The organism is Cereibacter sediminicola, from assembly GCF_007668225.1.
GTDB lineage: Bacteria > Pseudomonadota > Alphaproteobacteria > Rhodobacterales > Rhodobacteraceae > Cereibacter_A > Cereibacter_A azotoformans.
In genome coordinates, this window is sequence record NZ_VDEK01000002.1 from 55,059 (window position 1) to 75,310 (window position 20,252).

A 20,252-nucleotide genomic window follows, 5' to 3' on the forward strand; every position below is an offset into this window, starting at 1 on the left:
TGTGTTTTAACTTGTGTATCCCCCCGCCCGCTGCGTCAACGCTTCCTTCATCCTTTGGCTAAAAGTGCAACCGGAAGCCCGTTGCGGCGCAACCGAGGGGAGAGCCAAGCCACTTCCGCTCCCGTTCGGCGAAAAGCTGCGCACGATACGGCGGCACTTCGCCCGTCAGCCCTCCTGCCTCGGCCCGCGAATCGATTCGGGCGGCTGTTCGCCGTTCCGAACCAGTGCCGATTGGCGCTTGCTCGCCGATGCAATCCCGGACACAGTCCCCTCACGCCGACTTCCGTCGCATTACGACGCCGGCACCGGGCCGGGGCGGATCTTGACAGGAGAGACTTGCCGCATGCGCTTCATTCCGACGACGCTGAAGGATGCCGTCCTCATCGAGGCGGAGCCGAGAGAGGATCACCGCGGCTGGTTCGAGCGAACCTTCTGCGAGGAGGAGATGGCGAAGGCCGGACTCGCGACCCGTTTCGTCCAGCACAACAGCTCGTACAACCATGCGGCCGGCACGCTGCGCGGCATGCACTACCAGCGCAGCCCGCACGCCGAGGTGAAGGTGATCACCTGCACGCGGGGGCGCATTCAGGACGTGATCATCGACCTGCGCCCGGACTCGCCCACCTACATGAAATGGGAGGGGTTCGACCTGCGCGCAGGCGACCACCGCCAGCTCTATATCCCCGAAGGGTTCGCGCACGGCTACCTGACGCTCGAGGATGCGACGGCGGTCTCCTACCTCGTCTCGACCGCCTACACGCCGGGCGCCGAGGGCGGCGTGCGCTGGGATGATCCGATCTTCGGGATCGAATGGGCCGGCGAGGTCTCGGTGATCTCGGAAAAGGACGCGGCCTGGCCCGACCATACGCCGGGATAGGCGCAGGCGGAGCGCGGCATCGGGCCGCGCTCCGGCCCGTCAGCCGATCAGAGCAAAGCTCTCGGCCGGTTGCGCGAGGCCGAACTCCTGCTCCATCTCTGCGTAAAGCGCGTCGATGCGCCGGCCCTCGGGGAGCCGCACATCCGCGAAGGTCAGCGTCTGGTCGCGCGGGATGTCGCGCAGCAGCACCCCCCCTTCGGCCAAGCCCATCGGCAGCAACCGCTCGGCGGCCACCGCTTCGATGTTCTCGCACTGGCCGTAGGCGGTGAAGCCGCCGATCCCGTCGAGCACCTCGCCCGCCTTCAGATCCCGCTTGGCCACCGCCACGACACCCACCTGCGGCGCGCCGAGCGGCGTCAGCGCCGCATCCCCGAACAGCACCGCGCGCGCCACCGTCATGGGCACTTCGAAATGGCAAAGGTGGTAGGGCGTGTAGAAGAGGTAGTAGGGCCCCTCGCCCAGCTTGTAGAGATTGAGGTAGTGCTTCTGCCGCGGGTCGTCATGGGTGCCGATCACGAAGACCCCCGGCCCCGGCCGCGCGCCCACGACATAATCCACGATGCCCGGCCCCTCGGGATCGAGGTGCGGCGCGAACATCTCTACATATTCCTCGAGCGGGCGCAGCGGCAGCGTCGGGTTCTTGCCCGTGGGGTCGATCCCGAGCATTCCGCGCCGCGCGACCCGCATCCCCGTGCCATTGGCCACGATCGCCTGCTCGTAGGAAATCTTGGTGCCATCGGCGAAGGAGGTCACCATATGGACGTTCTGACCCCATTTCTCGGCAAAGCCGCGCTGGGTCTCAGGCGTGCGGTATTCATCCTGCAGGGCCTTGATGTTGCCCGACAGGACCGGCTTGACGCCAATCCCCTTCACGAACCGGATCAGGTTCATCTGCACGCCGGGCTGGTCGCCGTCGCAGTTGGTAATCACCACGCCCGCGGCATCGGCCCGCTTCTTCAGGAGCGGCCCGACGGTCCCGTCCAGCTCGGCGTTCATCAGGATCACATGCTTGCCGGTGGCGATGGCCGCCTCAACCGCGAGCAGCGCATAGTCCATCGAGCCCGTCACCTCGATGATGGCCTCGATCCCGCGGGCGCAGCCCACGAGGGCGGGATCGTCGGTGACGGCAGGCTCGCCGGCCACGATCGCGGCCTCGAGTTCGGCCTGTGTGGAGACACGGCGCACGCTCTCGCCCGTCCGACTGGACTCGAAGGCCACGGTCGCCTGCTCGACCCGCCGCGCCGCGATCGCCACGAGCTGCATCCCGGGCACCGAGTTCGCGATCTGCAACGCAATGCCCGACCCCATGAAGCCCGCGCCGATCATGCCGACGCGGATCGGCCGGCCCTCGGCCGCGCGCCGGGCCAGCGCCTTGTCGACGATGATCATGCCACCGCCTCCAGAGCCGGATTGGCCCAGTAGAGCTTGTCGTCAAGAAGCCGGGCGGCGCGCAGCCGCATCAGCATCTTGAGCCGGGTGTAGGGCTCGGCGCGGAACTCCTCGGGGGTCATGTCGATGCGCTCGAACACCTGGCGCATCTGGCGTGCGCCCTTCTCGGCGGTCCATTCGCACCGGAAGTCGGGCAGCACGCGCTGGATCTTGTCGAAGTTCACCCGGTAGGAGCGGTTGTCGGCCGAGGGCTGGCCCACCTCAAGCTCGCAGCCCGGAAAGCTGTCGGCCACGATGCGGGCAATCTCGATCACGCGGTAGTTCTGGTCGTTGGAGCCCACGTTGAAGCAATGGCCCGTGATCGCGTCGGCGGGCGCGATCAGCGAACGCCACACCGCCTGACACATGTCGAGCGCGTGGACGAGCGGCCGCCACGGCGAGCCATCGGACTGGAGCGTGATCTTCTTCGTGGTCCAGGCCAGGCCGCAGAGGTCGTTGAGCACGATGTCGAACCGCTGGCGCGGGCTGGCGCCATAGGCGGTTGCGTTGCGCAGGAAGCAGGGCTCGAAATCCGCACCGGCCCTGTCGGCGAGATCCTGTTCGACCTTCACCTTGCACTCGGCATAGGCGGTCTGCGGATTGACCGGGCTCGTCTCGTCGAGGATCTGGTCAGGCCGCCCCACCCCATAGACCGAGCAGGAGGACATGTAGACGAACCGCTTCGCACCCGCCTTGCGGGCCATCTCGGCCAGATGCATCGAGCCGCCGTGGTTGATCTCATGCGTGAGGCCGGGCGATTGCTGGCCCAGCGGATCGTTCGACAGTTCGGCCAGATGGGCCACCGCATCGAATCCCTCCAGGTCCTCGACCGTGACCTGCCGGATGTCCCTGGTGATGACGGCCGGGCGCGGCGCCGAGGTCGGATAGAGCCACCCCTTGCGGTAGAAACCCGTGTCGAGCCCCACGGCCTCGATGCCTCTTTCCAGCAGATAGGGGCCAAGAAGGGCGCCGACGTAGCCGTCCGCGCCTGTGAAAAGGACCTTCAGGGGCATCAACATCTCCGATCAATTCGTGCCGTCTGGCGGCGTTTTTCAAAGCAACTGGTTCCGGCAGGCGCCGGTCAATCTGTCGGGGAGCGCCTCGCGCCCGTCACGCGGCCAAAATTGCCGCGCTCATCCGTTCGGCCGGTTCCGCCCGACTTTCCCACGGCGAGATCATCGGAAAGCCCCGGGCGCAAGTCAAGCGCGCAGGCCCATGACCGCGAGACGGCGGTGCCCACGCCACGGGGCGGGGCGCACCAGCGCCGCCTGCCGGGCCTTCTCCTGTGCGATGAAGCCGTCAAGCAGCGCCTCCTCTCGCGCGATCTCGTCCTGCCCGAGGCTTGCAGTGGGCCGCGCGGCATCATCCAGCGCGCTCCAGAGGGCGCGGAAGGTGCCCGGCGCCGTCGCGCGGGGAACCGCCGTCCGGTCGAGCAGACGGACGGCGTGCTGCGAGGCCCGCCCCTGACCATGAAGAAACCGCGCCACGGCCCGCGCATGAAGCCGCGAATGCCAGCTCCGCGCATCGGCCAGGGGCCGCCCGCGCGGCGCGTCCTGCGCGGCGTCCGGGTCGATCAGCGCCTCGAGTTCGCGCATCTTGGCGAGGTAGCGCAGCGCATCCGCGCCCGCGGGCTCCTGCATCACGGGCGGCGCCTGCGGGACAAGCCGCCCCGCCAGCGCCCGGAGCCGCCCGATCCAGTCCACCTCGGCCTGCGCGTCGAGCACGAGGACCAGACCCGCAAGGTCCTGCCCGGCAAGAAGGCGCACCGCCTCGTCCGCCGCGGCGGGCGTTTCCACCGCCACGAGAACCGCCACGCCCTCGCCCAGCATCGTCAGGCGCCGCGCCAGACTGCGCCCGTCGCCGTCCCGCAGCGTCAGGGCAGCCACCGACCGCGCCTCGGGAATGCGGCGGCAATTCACCGGACGGATGGCGCGCAGACGCACGCCGTCCGGCAGGAGGTCATCGACAAGAAAGGGGGCCGCACGGCTCATTCGGTCTCTCCGGGAGGAAGGCATGACTTCGTCCGCGCGGCGCCTTGGCCGCGCGCATTCATCGGACTGGTCAATCACTCGTCCATGCCCCGGCAACGCCCGCCCTGCGCCCCGGTTCCGCGCGCGCCGGTCAAGGCGTGCCTCCCGGCGCCTGCCGTGACGGATATGGCACTCCGCAGCCGCAGGAGGACGGAACGATCCTCCCGCCGGTCCGTTCTGCCTGCGGATCAACGGAGGAGTTCCAGATGCGGCAGGGGCCGGTTGTGGTGATCACGGGCGGAACGGCGGGCGTCGGCCGGGCGCTGGCACGGGCCTATGCACGGCGACGATGGCGGGTGGCCGTTCTGGCCCGCGGGCAGGCGGGTCTCACCGCAACCGCCGCCGATGTGGCGCGCCTCGGCGGAGAGCCCCTGCCCCTGCGCGCCGATGTGGCCGACGCCGAGCAGGTCTTCGCATCGGCCGAGGCGGTGATGGAGCGTTGGGGCCGGATCGACCTGTGGATCAACAACGCCATGGTCACCGTCTTCGGACCGGCCGAGCGCGCCACGCCCGAGGAATATGCGCGCGTCACCTCGGTCACCTATCTCGGCACGGTTCACGGCACGCTGGCCGCCCTCCGGCACATGCGGCCGCAGGACGGCGGCACGATCCTTCAGATCGGCTCGGCCCTCGCCTACCGCTCGATCCCGCTGCAGGCCGCCTATTGCGCCGCCAAGGCCGCCGTCCGCGGCTTCACCGACTCGCTCCGGTCCGAGTTGCTCCACGACCAGAGCCGTATCCGCCTCAGCATGGCGCAGCTTCCGGCCGTCGATACGCCCCAGTTCGACTGGGCCCGCGCCCATGTCCGTGGCCGCCCGCAACCCGTCCCGCCGATCCACACGCCCGAGGCCGTGGCCGAGGCGGTGGTCGCCGCAGCCCGCTCTGCCCCGCGCGAGATCTGGATCGGCGGCCCCTCGATGCAGGCCATCCTCGGCACGATGGTCGCGCCCGGCTGGATGGACCGCATGATGGCCCGTAAGGCGTGGGAGAGCCAGATCGGACCGGGAAAAGCGAAGGCCGACAACCTGATGGAACCCGTCGAGCGCGACATGGGCGCGGCCGGTCGTTTCGGGGAAGAGGCGTCAGACAGCGTCCTCAGCCTCTCTGGCCCCACCGCGCGGACGGGTCTTGCGGCGGGCGGCCTTCTCCTCGCCGGGGCCGCGATTGCGACCGCCGCGGTTCTGGCACGGCGCCGCGACCCATGACCCTTGCGCATGCGTCATGCGAAAACTGCATGGCTGCCATGCCGCTCCGAAGGCGAAGCTACGGTTGTGAACGGCCCGACGGCCGACTACGAAAGTTGCTGGCCGTCTGAGGTCCGCGCAACTTCCCGTCGGCCGGATTGCTTTTTCAGGGAGGAGGGGCCCCATGCTGGACGGCGTTCACAACGAGAGGATCCGTCACCCCGGCCTTCGCAGCCGGCTGGTGAGCGCGGAAGAGGCAGCCTCGCTGATCGAGGATGGCATGACGGTCGGCATGTCCGGCTTCACCCGCGCGGGCGAGGCCAAGGCCGTGCCCATGGCGCTCGCCGCCCGCGCGCGGACCAAGCCGCTGAAGATCACGCTGATGACCGGCGCCTCGCTCGGCAACGACCTCGACAAGACGCTGACCGAGGCGCATGTGCTGGCCCGTCGCATCCCGGTCCAGTCCGATCCCGCCCTCCGCAAGGCGATCAACCGCGGCGAGGTCATGTTCATCGACCAGCATCTGTCCGAAACCGTCGAGATGCTGCGCACCCGGCAGTTGCCCAGGGTGGATGTGGCGGTGATCGAGGCGGTGGCTATCACCGAGAACGGCGGCATCGTGCCCACCACCTCGGTCGGCAACTCGGCCTCGTTCGCCATCCTGGCCGAGAAGGTCATCGTCGAGATCAACCTCAGCCAGCCGGCCGAGCTTGAAGGGCTGCACGACATCTACATCCCGACCTACCGGCCCAACCGGATGCCGATCCCGGTCGTGACACCCGAGAGCCGCGTTGGCCTCCCCTTCATCCCGATCCCGCCCGAGAAGATCGCGGCCATCGTCGTCACCGAGAAACTCGACAGTTCGGCCACGATTCTCGATCCCGACGAGGATACACGCGCCATTGCCGGTCACCTTACCGAGTTCCTGCTGCACGAGGTGCGGGCGGGGCGGCTCGACCAGACGCTCCAGCCGCTGCAGGCCGGGATCGGCACGATCGCGAACGCCGTGCTGCATGGCTTCATCGACACGCCCTTCCATGACCTGAAAATGTATTCCGAAGTCCTGCAGGACTCGACCTTCGACCTGTTCGACGCGGGCAAGCTCCGCTTTGCGTCGGGCTCGTCGATCACTCTTTCGGCGCGGAAGTATCAGGAGGTGCTGTCGCGCCTGGCCGATTACAAGCCCCGGCTGATCCTGCGCCCGCAGGAGATCTCGAACCACCCCGAGGTCGTGCGGCGCCTCGGCCTCATCTGCATCAACACGGCGCTCGAGTTCGACATCTACGGCAACGTCAATTCGACCCATGTTACCGGCACGCAGATGATGAACGGGATCGGCGGCTCGGGCGATTTTGCACGGAACGCCTATCTGTCGGTCTTCGTGACCAAGTCGATCGCGAAACACGGGGCGGTGTCGTCGGTGGTGCCGATGGTGAGCCATGTGGACCATACCGAGCATGACGTGGACATCCTCGTGACCGAGGTGGGGCTGGCCGACCTGCGCGGCCTTGCCCCGCGCGAGAGGGCCGCAACCATCCTCGCCAACTGCGTCCACCCCGACTATCAGCCGATGCTGCAGGACTATGTCGCGCGCGCCTGCCAGCGCGGCGGCCACACGCCGCATCTGCTCGAGGAAGCCCTGTCCTGGCACGTCCGGCTGACGGAGACCGGCCGGATGGCGTGAGTGGCGCCACGCCGCGTCAGGCAGCCCCTTCCGAGGCTTGCGAGGCCGCGAACCTGCGGCCCAGGCGGCCCGAGATGAAGCTGGTGATCGCGGGCGCCGGCAGCGGGCGGGAGAAGAAGAAGCCCTGCGCCTCGTCCACCCCTTCGGCGATGGCGCAATCGAGCTGGGCCTGGGTCTCGACCCCCTCGACGGTGGTGCGCATGTCGAGGCTGCGGCCGAGGCCCGCCACCGCCTTGAGAATCGCCAGCGCCTCGCGCGCATGAGGCAGATCGCGGATGAAGGACCGATCCACCTTGATCTTGTCGAACGGAAAGCTGCGCAGGTAGCCCAGCGATGAGTAGCCGGTGCCGAAGTCGTCCATCACGATCTTCACACCCACCGCGCGCAGTTCCTGCAGCACCGTGATGTTGCGGTCGGTCGGGTCGAGCAGCACCGACTCGGTGATCTCGAGTTGCAGCCGCTCGGGCGAAAGGCCCGAGGCTCGCAGGGCCGACACGACTACATCGACAAGCCCGCCGCCGTGGAACTGGAGCGGCGAGAGGTTCACGGCGAGCGACACATTGTCCGGCCAGCGGGCAGCATGGGCACAGGCCTCGTGCAGAACCCACTCGCCCATTCCGCCGATCAGGCCCGCCTCTTCGGCCACGGGAATGAACTGGTCGGGCGTGATCCAGCCGGCCCCCTTGCGGTGCCAGCGCATCAGCGCCTCGCAGGCGGTGACGCGCCCGTCGGCCAGCCCGATCAGCGGCTGGTAGAACACCGACAGCTCGCCCTGCCCCAGCGCCGCCCGCAGCGCGGACTTCATCTTCTGCCGGCTCTGGAGATGGATGTCGGTCGCTTCGTCGAAGACGCGGAAAGTGCCCCGGCCGGCTTGCTTGGCGGCATAGAGCGCCACATCGGCAAAGCGCATGACCTCTTCGGCGCTGTCGCCGCGGCCGCGCGCGAACGCGATGCCGACGCTCGCCCCCACCTCGGGCACCGTGCCCTCGATGTCGAAGGGCTTCGACACGGCGGTGATCAGGCGACGAGCGAGATCGCAGGCCTCCTGCTCGGTTCGGACCGGCGTCTGGATCACGGCGAATTCGTCCCCGCCGAGCCGGGCCACCGTGTCGCTGCTGCGCACCGATGTGCGCAGCCGGTCGGCGACCTGCCGCAGAACCTGATCGCCCACCGGATGCCCGCGGGTGTCGTTCACCGCCTTGAACCCGTCGAGATCGAGCATGTGAACCGCCACCGTGCGGCCGGGCGTCAGGGTTGCCACGGCTTCCTCATAGCAGTCGCCGAAATAGTGACGGTTGGGCAGGCCGGTCAGCATGTCATGGCGCGCCATGTGGAAGACCTGCAGCTGCGCCATCACCCGGTCATCCTCGGCCTGGCGGCGGGCGCTGATGTCCACGCAGCAGCCGATGAAGCCGATGAAGGTGCCGTCGGCCAGGACGCGCGGCTGGCCCACGTCGATCACCCAGCACCAGCTGCCATCCGGCCGACGCAGCCGGAACTCGTTCGTGTAGGGGATCCGGCGGCGCATGGCATTCTCGCACACCGCGACCGTCGCCTCGCGGTCCTCGGGATGAACGGCATCGATCCAGCCATCGCCGAGCGCGTCATCGAGGGACTGGCCCGTCGCCTTCAGCCAGCCCCGGCTCACGAAGACATTGTGCCCGTCCACATCGGTCACCCAGACCATCACCGGCGCATCGTCGGCGAAGGCGCGAAAACGCGCCTCGCTCTCGCGCAGATGGTCGAGCGAGACGTGCCGTTCATGCACATCCTCGAGGATGCCGAACCAGCGGTCGATCCGCCCCTTTTCATCGCGCCGCGCCACGACGCGCGCCCGGAACCAGCGATACTGGCCGTCCGGCATGCGGAGCCTGTGCTCGGCGTCGAAGGGGCCGCCGTCCGACACGGCCTGCGCCCAGGCGGCGCGAAGCTCGGGCCGGTCGTCGGGATGCATGGCCCCCCACCAGGCATCGACATGCGAGGTGTCGCGCGGCAGTCCGGTCAGATCCACCAGGCGATCCGAGACGTCCGAAAGCGTCCCGTCCGGTGCGAAGCTGAACGGGATCACCGGGTGGAGATCGAGTAGGCCGCGCAGATGCGCCTCACGCTCGCGCAGGACCTGTTCCGTCTGGCGAAGTTCGGTGATCTCGAAGAAGGTGACGACGAGATGCTCTCCGGCCGGCTTGCGCGACACGAGAAAGCGGCGCACGCCCGCGGGGCCGGGCACCACCTGCTCGACGGTGAGCGAGCCATTGCGCATCGCATCGGCATCGAGATCGTGCAGCCGGGCGGCGGTCAGCCCGCCGACAAGCTCATGTTCGGCGCGCCCTTCAAGGTCGCCCCGCTGGCACCCGAGCAGATCGCAGGCCGCGCTGTTCATGAAGATCACGCGCGACTCGGGGTTCTTGATCAGGACGGGATGCGCGACGCCGTCGAACAGCGCCACCCAGCATTCCTCGGCCGGGCCCTGGGGCTGGCCCGTCAGCCTGCTGCGGAGATTGGGCATGTCCGTCATTGGCGGAACCGATCCTTCAGGCTGAACTGGTCACGGGCGCCCGGACGGGCTGTCAGAAGATGAGCATCCCGATCCCCACCCACATGCCGATCCCGCAGATCACGGCGGGCAGCAGCCACCAGCCGGAGGGCAGCTTGCCTTCGGGATCGGCGATCTCGTCCGCCTCGGCAGGGGCCGTGGCGACGATCATGTGGCGCGGGGCACGAAGGGTGAGGCTGTCGCTCATGCTTGTCTCTCGCTTGTGGTGGGGGCGGCTGACGGATCACGGCCGCCCTCAATCCTAGTGCAAATGCTTCCTCCGGGCCCCGGAACAGGCGGATGGCCCTTTACAACAATAAGTATGGAGTCCCCTTCCAAGGCCTTAACGGCGCCGGGCCCGGCGAAGTTTTTTTGCGCCTGCGCGGCGCTGCAGGCCGTGCCCGCTCTAAATCCCGCGACCGCTTGTCCGTTGGCGTGCTGAAGCATCCAAGACGGAGGAGCCGCCGTGACCGAGAAAGCCGCCCCAGCCCCCATCTACCCCGAGACGGCGCTTCCGCGGGCCACGGCGCAGCGCATGCTCGCGCTGGTCGGGGCCATCGGCGAATATGACAGCGCCCCCGCCTCGCACACGCTGACGGGCCTCTTGCGGCTGGCGGCGGGCCAGCAGCCGACGCTGGCCGAACGCACGAGCCTGCAGATCGCGGGGCTCGTCACGCTCGATCAGGGCCAACCGACCATCACGCCCGAAGGGCTGGCGGTGCTCGGCTGCGAAACCGAGAGCCGCCCGCAGCCTGCGGCACCCGTGGCGGCGGCGGCGGACGTCTCTCGCCAGGGGCCGGACCCCATCGCCCGCCTGAAGATCGGCGCCTCGGTCTACGAGATCGCGGGCTGGCCTGACAGCGACGCGCTCGCTTTCCGCACCGATGCGGCCTCGCCCTGGCGCGAACTCGAGTCCGACCTGGCGGCCGGCTGGTCCGAGATCGCGGCCGAGATCCTTCAGCGCACCCGCAACGCGCTCGAGGAATATGTGCGGATGCACATGATCCGGCGCCGCGAGGATCAGGAGGCCGGCGGCGCAAACGGCTTCGACCTCTATGGCCTCGGCTGGGAGGTGCGCGACATCGGTGGCGAGATGCTGCTGCGGCTGGACGAGGAGACCGACTGGCGCCCTGTGCGCGAGTCCGCCCTGTCGCACGTGGCCGGGATACGCGAGCGCGCCGCCGCGGCGCTGGTGGCCCAGGTGAAGGACCTGCGCGAGCGGATCGGCGACGACGTCCATGCCTGGGCCAAGCGCCTTGCCGCGGGGGCCCTGGTCGAGCCTCTCTGAGGCAAGCCGCGCCGCCCGGCCGGGCGGCGTGACCCGTGCCTCACAGCATCGAGGGCAGGACCTGATCCGGCGGCCGGTGGCCGTCGGCGAAGGTCTTGATGTTCAGGATCACCTTCTCGCCCATCTCGATCCGCCCCTCGAGCGTGGCCGAGCCCATGTGCGGCAAGAGCACCACGTTCGGCAGTTCGCGCAGCCGCGGGTTGATCTCGTGCCCATGCTCGAACACGTCGAGCCCCGCGCCCGCGATCTCTCCGGCGCGCAGGCCGCGCGTCAGGGCGTTCTCGTCGATCACCTCGCCGCGCGAGGTGTTCACGATCACCGCGGTGGGCTTGAGCAACTTCAGCCGACGGGCGTTCAGCAGATGGAAGGTCGAGGGCGTGTGCGGGCAATTGACCGAGATGATGTCCATCCGCGTGACCATCTGGTCGAGGCTTTCCCACCAGGTCGCGCCGAGTTCCTCCTCGATCTCGGGGCGGAGGCGCTTGCGGTTGTGGTAATGCACCTGCATCCCGAAGGCCCTGGCGCGCCGCGCCACCGCCTGCCCGATCCGCCCCATGCCGAGGATGCCCAGCCGCCGGCCGCGCAGCCGTCCGCCCAGATGCGCCATCGGCGCCCAGCCCGCCCAGTTGCCCGACTGCATCTCGGCCAGCCCCTCGGGGATGCGGCGGGTGACGGCGAGGATCAGCGCCATGGTCATGTCGGCCGTGTCTTCGGTCACCACATCGGGCGTGTTCGAAACAAGGATGCCGCGCTGCCGAGCAGTGGCCACGTCGATATGATCCACGCCCGCGCCGTAGTTCGCGATCAGCTTCAGCCTCGGACCTGCCTGCGCCAGCATGGTGGCGTCGATCTCATCGTTGAGACAGGGCACCAGAACATCCGCCCGCCCCATCGCCTCGACCAGGTCATCCCGCGACATCTTCGTGTCCGGGTCGCGGAGCTGCACGTCGAACAGCTCCTTCAGGCGGGTCTCGACCACGTCCGGCAGGCGTCGCGTGACGACAACAGTAAGGCGTTCCACGGGCATTCTCTGTCTCCCCTGCACTTCCAAATCCGGACATGTGGTGGCAAGGTGCCGCCAAGCGGGGCGCGGCACAAGCCCCGGCAGAGGCAGGACGGCGCGGCATGACGGCATGGCTGCGTGAAAGGCGGAAAAGAGCGATGGGACGCATGATCAAGGCGCTCGCGTTGGCGCTGGCGCTTGCCACCGGCGCGACGGCGCAGGAAGCCGACGTTCCCGCGGACGATCCCGCTGGCTTCGCCTCGGCGGCTCAGGCGGCAGCGGTCGCCGGTGTCGGCCCGGTCACGAGCCTGCCCCTGCCGCGCTATGTCTCGCTGAAGACGTCCGAGGGCAACGCGCGCCGCGGGCCGGGCCTGACGCACCGGATCGACTGGGTCTTCACGCGCGCCGGGATGCCTCTCCGCGTGACGGCGGAATACGAGCACTGGCGCCGCGTCGAGGATTTCGAGGGCGCGGGCGGCTGGGTGCATTACTCGCTGCTGTCGGGGGTGCGCAGCGCGATGGTCGTGGCCGAGATGGCCGACCTGCATGAGGATCCGGCCAGCGGCTCGACCGTCACGGTCCATGTCCAGCGGGGCGTGGTGGTCCGGTTGCTGTCCTGCATCCGCGACTGGTGCCGCGTCAGCGCCGAGGGCAACCGCGGCTGGGTGATCAAGACGGCGCTCTGGGGCGTGGACCCGGCCGAGATCCTCGAGTAAAGGCCCGGCCCCTCAACTCCGGCAAGAAGACCCGCCGGGCCTTCCGCCTCGGCCTCTCGGACGATCTTCGGAAGAGCCCTTTCCCGGCGGTGCCACGTGCCCTCTGCGCCGCGGGTATGGCCGCGCCGTCGAGCCGGCGCAAGGCGGGTGTGACCCACGCAGGATCAACTCCAGAGACCCGCCCGGCGCATCCGCGGCCACTCCGGCCGCCGTCACCGGGGAACGGCGCAGGCCCTTTTGCAGCGGGCGACATGAGAAAGGGGGCCCGAAGGCCCCCTTTCCTGTCAGCTCTGCGGTGCAGAGGCTTACATCATGCCGTCCATGCCGCCCATGCCGCCCATGCCGCCGGCCGGAGCCGCCTTCGGCTCGGGCTTGTCGGCGATCATGGCTTCGGTGGTGATCAGCAGCGAGGCGACCGAGGCCGCGTCTTCCAGAGCGGTGCGAACCACCTTGGCCGGGTCGATCACGCCGAACTTGAACATGTCGCCATATTCTTCGGTCTGGGCGTTGAAGCCGAAGGCCTTGTCGTCCGACTCGCGCACCTTGCCGGCCACGACCGAGCCGTCCACGCCCGCGTTCTGGGCGATCTGGCGCAGCGGGGCTTCCAGCGCGCGGCGCACGATGGTGATGCCGGCGTTCTGGTCCGGGTTCTCGCCGGTCAGACCGTCGAGCACCTTGCCCGCCTGGATCAGGGCGACGCCGCCGCCAACCACGATGCCTTCCTGAACGGCCGCGCGGGTCGCGTTCAGGGCATCATCGACGCGATCCTTGCGCTCTTTCACTTCGACTTCGGTCATGCCGCCGACGCGGATGACGGCCACGCCGCCCGCCAGCTTGGCCACACGCTCCTGCAGCTTCTCGCGGTCGTAGTCCGAGCTGGTCTCTTCGATCTGGGTGCGGATCTGCGACACGCGGGCTTCGATCTCGGCCTTTTCGCCGGCACCGTCCACGATGGTCGTGTTGTCCTTGTTGATCGAGACCTTCTTGGCGCGACCGAGCATGTCGATGGTGACATTCTCGAGCTTCATGCCGAGGTCTTCCGAGATCACCTGACCACCGGTCAGGATCGCGATGTCCTGCAGCATGGCCTTGCGACGGTCGCCGAAGCCCGGAGCCTTGACGGCGGCGATCTTCAGGCCACCACGCAGCTTGTTGACCACGAGGGTCGCGAGGGCTTCGCCTTCCACGTCCTCGGCCACGATCAGCAGCGGACGCTGGGCCTGGATCACCGACTCGAGCAGCGGGACCATCGGCTGCAGCGACGAGAGCTTCTTCTCGTGCAGCAGGATGAACACGTCTTCCAGCTCGGCCGTCATCTTGTCGGCGTTGGTGACGAAGTAGGGCGAGAGGTAGCCGCGGTCGAACTGCATGCCTTCGACGACTTCGACTTCGGTCTCGAGGCCCTTGTTCTCCTCGACGGTGATGACGCCCTCGTTGCCGACCTTCTGCATCGCGTCGGCGATGAAGCGGCCGATCTGGGCTTCGCCGTTGGCCGAGATGGTGCCGACCTGGGCGACTTCATGCTGGTCGTTGACCGGACGCGAGGCGGCCTTGATCGACTCCACGACCTTCGCAGTGGCGAGGTCGATGCCGCGCTTGAGGTCCATCGGGTTCATGCCGGCGGCCACGGCCTTGAGGCCTTCCTTGATGATGGCCTGGGCCAGAACGGTGGCGGTGGTGGTGCCGTCGCCCGCCTCATCGTTGGTGCGGGAAGCGACTTCCTTCACCATCTGGGCGCCCATGTTCTCGAACTTGTCGGAGAGTTCGATCTCCTTGGCGACCGACACACCGTCCTTGGTGATGCGCGGCGCGCCGAACGACTTGTCGATCACGACGTTGCGGCCTTTCGGGCCCAGCGTGACCTTCACGGCATCGGCGAGGATGTTCACGCCGCGCAGCATGCGGTCGCGGGCATCGGTATCGAACTTGACGTCCTTGGCAGCCATGTTGTTGCTCCTGTTTGTCTGGTTGATGCGATCGTCTCGACGCGGCTCGAAGCCCCCTGGGCCAAGCCGCGGTCAGCTCGGGATCAGCTGAGGATGCCGAGGATGTCGCTTTCCTTCATGATGAGCAGTTCCGCACCGTCGATGGTGACTTCGGTGCCCGACCACTTGCCGAACAGCACGCGGTCGCCCGCCTTCACCGACATGGCGATCAGCTCGCCCGAGTCCTTGCGGGCGCCTTCGCCGCAGGCCACGACTTCGCCTTCAGCCGGCTTTTCCTTGGCGGTGTCGGGGATGATCAGACCGCCCTTGGTCTTTTCGTCGCTCTGGACGCGGCGGACCAGCACACGGTCATGCAGCGGTTTGAAAGCCATCTGAGAACACTCCCTAGGTTCCAGGTTAAATCCGGTTAGCACTCAGCATCGGCGAGTGCCAACGCCGCGAGAGATAGGAAAGGCTCACGCGGCTGTCAACGGGGAGGATGCGTCAAAATGCACACGCGGCCTTGGCGCGGCGGGCACGGCGTGCCACCCTTGCCGCGCCCCTCCAAAGGACAAGGTGCATGGCGCGTCTCACGAAGTTTCTCTGTGTTTTCTTCCTTCTCTCGGCCCCGGCTGTGCAGGCTGCCTGCACCGGAACCGACCTGATCGCGGCCCTGCCGCCGGAGGCGCGCGAGCGCGTCGAGGCCGAGGCCGCCGCCCAGCCCTACGCCACGGGCAACTTCTGGCGCGCCACGCGCGACGGGCGGCAGGTCGTGCTCGCGGGCACCTATCACCTCGCGGACCCCCGGCACGCCGCCAGTCTCGAGCGGCTGCGGCCGCTGATCGCGGAAGCCTCGGCGCTGCTGGTCGAGGCGGGCCCCGAAGAGGAAGCACGGCTGAAGGAGGCGATGGCGCGCGATCCGTCGTTGATGATCTCGGACGGGCCCACCCTGCCCGAGGTGCTGAGCGAAGAGGAATGGCAGACCCTGTCGGACGCGCTGCGCGCCCGCGGCGTTCCCCCGGTGCTCGCCTCGAAGTTCCAGCCCTGGTATGTCTCGATGACGCTTGCCCTGCCGCCTTGCGCGGTCGAGGCGGCGAGGAACCCCGACGGGCTCGACAGGCTCGCCATGCGCGCGGCCGAGGATGCGGGGGTGCCGGTTCGGTCGCTCGAGCCCTGGAACACGGTCTTCGACCTCTTTGCCGAACTGACGCCGGAAGAGCAGCTGGCGATGATTCGGACGGCCCTGCCGCTCGAGGATCGGGTCGAGGATCTCGCCGTGACGCTGGCCGACCGCTACTTTGCCGGCCAATCGCGTCTTGTCTGGGAATACATGCGGATCGAGGCGCACGGCATGCCCGGCTACACGCCCGAGGCCGCGGATGCCGAATTCGCGCGGATGGAGCAGACGCTGATCAGCCGGCGCAACCACGGCTGGCTGCCGGTGATCGAAGAGGCCGCGGCCAACGGCCCGGTGGTGGTTGCCGTGGGCGCCCTGCACCTGCCGGGGCAGGAGGGCGTGCTGGAACTGCTGGACCGGGCGGGCTACCGGATCGAGCCGCTCGGCTGATCCTGACGTCGGGGCGGCAGTGGACGGACGGCCACCCCGACAGTCTCGGGGATCACCCGCGGCCGGGCGCGCCGAAGAGGCTGGTGAAGACCGAGGCGGGCTTGAGCGAGCGGCTCAGCTCGGCCAGGACGAGTTCGTAGGGCAGGTGAGAGCGGGGATCGCGCATGGCAAGCTCCTTGGGTCTGCGGTCGCGGCGCCGAGGCGCCTCATGCCGCACGAGTCGCGGCCTGACGCGGACGATGCGCCGATCAGGCACGGCCCACAATTTCCCTGTCGTCGCACCCGCGGTGCCGCAGGTGACGGGCGCCCGTCCCGCTGGGCCCGCGATCCGGCGGCCATCCTCCGACGCTCTTCCGGTGCGGAGCGAGCGCGACCCCCGCCCCCATGCCGCGATGCAGCACAAACCCTGCCGCGGGCGTGACAAGAGGTCTCGCGGCTTCTATAAGGCCGCCAATCTCATCCGCATCGGGAAACATCATGATCAAGGTTTTCGGCCACAAGTCCCCCGACACCGACTCGACCGGCTCGCCCATCATCTGGGCCTGGTACCTCACGGAGGTCAAAGGCACGCCGGCCCGGCCCGTCCTGCTCGGCGAGCCGAACACCGAGGCCGCCTTCGTGCTGCGCCACTGGGGTCTCGACAAGCCCGAGATCATCTCGGACGTGACCGCCGAGGACAGCTGCGTGATCGTGGACACCAACAACCCGGCCGAACTGCCCCCCTCGATCAACGAGGCGAAGGTCGTGGGCATCATCGACCACCACCTGCTCGTCGGCGGGATCAAGACCAAGGCGCCGATCGACATCACGATCCGGCCGCTGGCCTGCACCGCGACCATCATGCACGATCTGATGGGCGAGGACCTCGCCCGCGCCCCGCGCGAGATCAAGGGCGCGATGCTGTCCTGCATCCTGTCCGACACGCTGGAGTTCCGCTCGCCCACCACGACGCCGCACGACCGCGCCGTGGCCGAAAAGCTGGCCGCCGATCTCGGCGTGGACATCCCCGCCTTCGCGGCCGAGCTGTTCGCCGCCAAGTCCGACGTCTCGGCCTTCTCGGATGCCGAGCTTCTGCGCATGGACTCGAAGGAATACGAGATCGAGGGCAAGCAGTTCCGCATCTCGGTTCTGGAGACCACGGCGCCGCAGGTGCTGCTCGACCGCAAGGACAGCCTGATGGCCTCGATGCCGGGCGTCGCCGCCGAGGATGGCGCCGATCAGGTCGTGCTCTTCATCGTCGATATCCTGCGCGAAGAGGCCACGCTGCTCGTGCCGAACGACCTCGTGAAAGAGCTGGCCGAGAAGAGCTTCGGCGCGACCGTCACCGGCGACACGGTGGTGCTGCCGGGCGTCATGAGCCGCAAGAAGCAGATCATCCCCGTCCTCAAGCTCTGACCCGGCTAGTGGCCACCGGGCGCGCTCCGGTGGCCCCTCGACAGAGGCGTGGGGCGCCCCATCTTCCGCAGGCCGGACCCCGTCCGGCCTCCGCTACCGGCCGCTTGCGCCGATCAGAAAGGCCTTCCGATGACCCGCATCATCGCCTCGCTCTCCGAGGTATCGGCAAGTTACACCGCCCTCTTCTGCGACCTCTGGGGATGCCTGCACGACGGCAAGCGCCCGTTCGACGAAGCGGTCGAGGCCTTGCGGGCCTTCCGGGCCAAGGGTGGCACCGTGGTGCTGCTGACCAATGCGCCGCGGCCCAAGCCCTCGATCGTCCGCCAGCTCGAGGCGCTGGGTGTGCCCGCCGACTGCTATGACGAGGTGACCTCGTCGGGCGATGCGGCGCAATACGCGCTCATCACCGGGGCCGTCGGGCGCCGCGTCCATCACCTCGGCCCGCCGAAGGACGACAGCTTCTTCACCGAACTCTCGCCCGACCTGCAGAAGGTGGCCGCGACCGAGGCCCCCATCGTGAAGGTGCCGCTTGCGGAGGCCGAGGGCATCGTCTGCACCGGCCTCTTCGACGACCTGACCGAGACGCCCGAGGATTACCGGGCGACCCTTCTCCATGCCAAGACCCAAGGGCTGAAGCTGCTCTGCGCGAACCCCGACATCGTCGTGGATTACGGTCACAAGCGCATCTATTGCGCGGGCGCCATCGCCGCGGCCTACGATGAGATGGGCGGCCGGAGCCTCTATTTCGGCAAGCCCCATCCGCCGATCTACGATCTGGCGCGGCGCCGGCTCGAGGCGATCCGCCCCGGCGTGCCCGCCGACGAGATCCTGTGCGTGGGCGACGGGATCACCACCGACATCCGCGGCGCCGTGGCCGAAGGGCTCGATTCGCTCTTCATCACCGGGGGCCTCGCTTCGGACATCTTCGGCGAGAACGGCGAACGGCTCGAACAGCCGCTCCTCGATGACTGGCTGGCCAAGGCCGAGCTTTCCCCGCCGTTCGCCATATCGCGCCTGCGCTGAACCGACCGCACCGGGCGCATGCCGCCGGCCGCAGGCATCCCTGCCGGCCCGCGTCGGCACGACCGCGGCGGCGCGCCGGCTGCAATCCTGACGTGGCGGCAATATTCTTGCGCCTTTAGTCGCATGTCGGAACTTATATTGCCCGTGTATCTTGTGCTGCAATGCAGCGGGATCTAGGTTTGCCGCACCAGCCAAGGGATTCGCAGGATGCTCGACAACATGCCCCGCGGGACGATCTGCATCGAAGACCTCGAGATCGGCATGAGCCGACATCTCCGCAAGGAAGTGACCGATCGGGACATCGAGCTGTTCGCCGAGGTCTCGACCGACCGGAACCCCGTGCATCTCGACGACGATTACGCCCGCGACACGATCTTCGAGGGACGGATCGCCCACGGAATGCTGACCGCCGGCCTGATCTCGGCCGTGATCGGCGAGCAGCTTCCGGGCCATGGCACCGTCTATCTCGGCCAGTCGCTGAAGTTCCTTGCCCCGGTGCGTCCGGGCGACACGGTGCTTGCGGAAGTGACCGTCACCGCGATCGACCATGCCAAGCGCCGGGTAACGCTTGAAACCCGCTGTCTGGTGGGCAATACCACCGTCCTGAAGGGCGAGGCGCTGGTGCTGGCGCCAAGCCGGAAATTCGACTGACGGCGGGGTCCCCGCCCGCGGGGACCGATGCGCATCTACAACCACTGGCAAGGGCTCGAGGCTTCGGACCGGGGCGCCTCGATCGCGATGGGCAATTTCGACGGCGTCCATCTTGGCCACCAGCATGTCATCGACCTGGCCCGCGGGCGCGGCCCCCTGGGCATCGTCACGTTCGAGCCCCACCCGCGCGAGGTCTTTGCCCCCGATGCGCCCCCCTTCCGGCTGATGAACGCCGAGGCGCGGGCAAACCGGCTCGCCAAGCTCGGGATCGAGCGGCTCTACGAGTTGCCCTTCACCCGCGACCTTGCCGCGCTGACGCCGGAAGAGTTCGCGCGCGATGTGCTGGCGAACGGTCTGGGCGTGGCCCATGTGGTCGTGGGCGCCGACTTCTGCTTCGGAAAGGGCCGGTCCGGCACGACCGCGGACCTCGTGGACCTCGGGCGTCGGCACGGCTTTGATGTCACCATCGCCGATCTGCTGAAGGTCGAGCATCTCGAGATCTCTTCGACGGCGATCCGCACCGCCCTCAGCGAGGGCAGGCCGCGGGATGCCGCCGCCATGCTCGGCCACTGGCACCGGATCGAGGGAGAGGTGCTGCACGGTGACAAGCGGGGGCGCGACCTCGGCTATCCGACGGCCAACATGTCGGTCAGCGGGCTGCATCTGCCCCGGCTCGGAGTCTATGCGGTGAAGGTGGACGTGCTGACCGGGCCAAAGAGGGGCAGCTACGCCGGCGCCGCAAGCCTTGGCGTCCGGCCGATGTTCGGCACCAACCGCCCCAATCTGGAAAGCCACCTGTTCGATTTCTCGGGCGATCTTTACGGCCAGCACCTCTCGGTGGCCTTCGTGGACTATCTGCGCCCCGAGATGGTCTTCGACGACCTGCCCGGCCTGATTGCACAGATGGACGCCGATTGCGCGCGCGCGCGCGACATCGTCGGCAGCTGA

18 protein-coding genes are annotated in these 20,252 nt (G+C 68.4%); 10 read left to right on the forward strand and 8 right to left on the reverse strand.

The annotated features are described in order from the left end of the window. Positions 1-343 precede the first annotated feature (343 nt). On the forward strand, positions 344-877 hold the full coding sequence (rfbC, locus tag FG154_RS01600; RefSeq protein ID WP_145103730.1) for a dTDP-4-dehydrorhamnose 3,5-epimerase: 534 nt from the start codon (positions 344-346) through the stop codon (positions 875-877). A 39-nt stretch (positions 878-916) separates the two neighbouring features. Here the strand turns inward: rfbC and FG154_RS01605 are convergent, their stop codons facing one another. From FG154_RS01605 to FG154_RS01615, 3 genes are all read right to left on the reverse strand, one after another. Beyond that, positions 917-2,266, reverse strand: coding sequence for an NAD(P)H-dependent oxidoreductase (locus tag FG154_RS01605; RefSeq protein ID WP_145103732.1), 1,350 nt, complete (start codon positions 2,264-2,266; stop codon positions 917-919). Further along, positions 2,263-3,318, reverse strand: coding sequence for an NAD-dependent epimerase/dehydratase family protein (locus FG154_RS01610; protein WP_145103734.1), 1,056 nt, complete (start codon positions 3,316-3,318; stop codon positions 2,263-2,265). Before FG154_RS01610 ends, FG154_RS01605 begins: the two co-directional genes overlap by 4 nt. A gap of 186 nt (positions 3,319-3,504) precedes the next feature. Next, complete coding sequence (locus FG154_RS01615; RefSeq protein WP_145103736.1) at positions 3,505-4,296, reverse strand: hypothetical protein; 792 nt, start codon at positions 4,294-4,296, stop codon at positions 3,505-3,507. A gap of 245 nt (positions 4,297-4,541) precedes the next feature. Between FG154_RS01615 and FG154_RS01620 the strand changes: the two genes are divergently transcribed. Next, entirely contained in the window at positions 4,542-5,540 is a 999-nt protein-coding gene (locus FG154_RS01620) for an SDR family oxidoreductase (protein WP_145103738.1), read from the forward strand. 163 nt (positions 5,541-5,703) lie between these two features. Continuing rightward, entirely contained in the window at positions 5,704-7,203 is a 1,500-nt protein-coding gene (scpC, locus tag FG154_RS01625) for a succinyl-CoA:acetate CoA-transferase ScpC (protein ID WP_145103740.1), read from the forward strand. Between the two features lie 16 nt (positions 7,204-7,219). Here scpC and FG154_RS01630 read toward each other — a convergent pair whose 3' ends face one another. After that, the gene (locus FG154_RS01630; protein WP_145103742.1) at positions 7,220-9,718 is read right to left on the reverse strand and encodes a sensor domain-containing protein; all 2,499 of its coding nucleotides are present in this window, start codon (positions 9,716-9,718) and stop codon (positions 7,220-7,222) included. Between the two features lie 52 nt (positions 9,719-9,770). Further along, positions 9,771-9,944, reverse strand: a complete 174-nt coding sequence (locus tag FG154_RS21010; RefSeq protein WP_186312264.1) for a hypothetical protein — start codon at positions 9,942-9,944, stop codon at positions 9,771-9,773. Between the two features lie 258 nt (positions 9,945-10,202). Between FG154_RS21010 and FG154_RS01635 the strand changes: the two genes are divergently transcribed. Continuing rightward, on the forward strand, positions 10,203-11,024 hold the full coding sequence (locus FG154_RS01635; RefSeq protein ID WP_145103744.1) for a hypothetical protein: 822 nt from the start codon (positions 10,203-10,205) through the stop codon (positions 11,022-11,024). A gap of 40 nt (positions 11,025-11,064) precedes the next feature. Here the strand turns inward: FG154_RS01635 and FG154_RS01640 are convergent, their stop codons facing one another. After that, the gene (locus FG154_RS01640; protein WP_145103746.1) at positions 11,065-12,051 is read right to left on the reverse strand and encodes a 2-hydroxyacid dehydrogenase; all 987 of its coding nucleotides are present in this window, start codon (positions 12,049-12,051) and stop codon (positions 11,065-11,067) included. A 98-nt stretch (positions 12,052-12,149) separates the two neighbouring features. On the opposite strand from FG154_RS01640, the gene FG154_RS01645 reads away from it, so the two are divergent. After that, a complete protein-coding gene (locus FG154_RS01645; RefSeq protein ID WP_011909149.1) occupies positions 12,150-12,743 on the forward strand; it encodes an SH3 domain-containing protein in 594 nt (197 codons plus the stop codon). A gap of 305 nt (positions 12,744-13,048) precedes the next feature. Here the strand turns inward: FG154_RS01645 and groL are convergent, their stop codons facing one another. After that, the gene (groL, locus tag FG154_RS01650; RefSeq protein WP_145103748.1) at positions 13,049-14,689 is read right to left on the reverse strand and encodes a chaperonin GroEL; all 1,641 of its coding nucleotides are present in this window, start codon (positions 14,687-14,689) and stop codon (positions 13,049-13,051) included. Between the two features lie 83 nt (positions 14,690-14,772). Next, positions 14,773-15,060: a co-chaperone GroES gene (locus tag FG154_RS01655; protein WP_011909151.1), complete on the reverse strand. Its 288-nt coding sequence runs from the start codon at positions 15,058-15,060 to the stop codon at positions 14,773-14,775. Between the two features lie 188 nt (positions 15,061-15,248). Here FG154_RS01655 and FG154_RS01660 point away from each other — a divergent pair, with 188 nt between their 5' ends. From FG154_RS01660 to FG154_RS01685, 5 genes are all read left to right on the forward strand, one after another. Beyond that, complete coding sequence (locus FG154_RS01660) at positions 15,249-16,235, forward strand: TraB/GumN family protein (protein WP_145103750.1); 987 nt, start codon at positions 15,249-15,251, stop codon at positions 16,233-16,235. A 477-nt stretch (positions 16,236-16,712) separates the two neighbouring features. Further along, positions 16,713-17,630 carry a manganese-dependent inorganic pyrophosphatase gene (locus FG154_RS01670; protein ID WP_145103754.1) on the forward strand — a complete coding sequence of 306 codons (918 nt, stop codon included), beginning with the start codon at positions 16,713-16,715 and terminating at the stop codon, positions 17,628-17,630. A 129-nt stretch (positions 17,631-17,759) separates the two neighbouring features. Further along, positions 17,760-18,653, forward strand: coding sequence for a TIGR01459 family HAD-type hydrolase (locus FG154_RS01675; protein ID WP_145103756.1), 894 nt, complete (start codon positions 17,760-17,762; stop codon positions 18,651-18,653). Between the two features lie 207 nt (positions 18,654-18,860). Next, the gene (locus FG154_RS01680) at positions 18,861-19,304 is read left to right on the forward strand and encodes a MaoC family dehydratase (RefSeq protein ID WP_101341079.1); all 444 of its coding nucleotides are present in this window, start codon (positions 18,861-18,863) and stop codon (positions 19,302-19,304) included. Between the two features lie 27 nt (positions 19,305-19,331). Further along, complete coding sequence (locus tag FG154_RS01685; protein ID WP_145103758.1) at positions 19,332-20,252, forward strand: bifunctional riboflavin kinase/FAD synthetase; 921 nt, start codon at positions 19,332-19,334, stop codon at positions 20,250-20,252.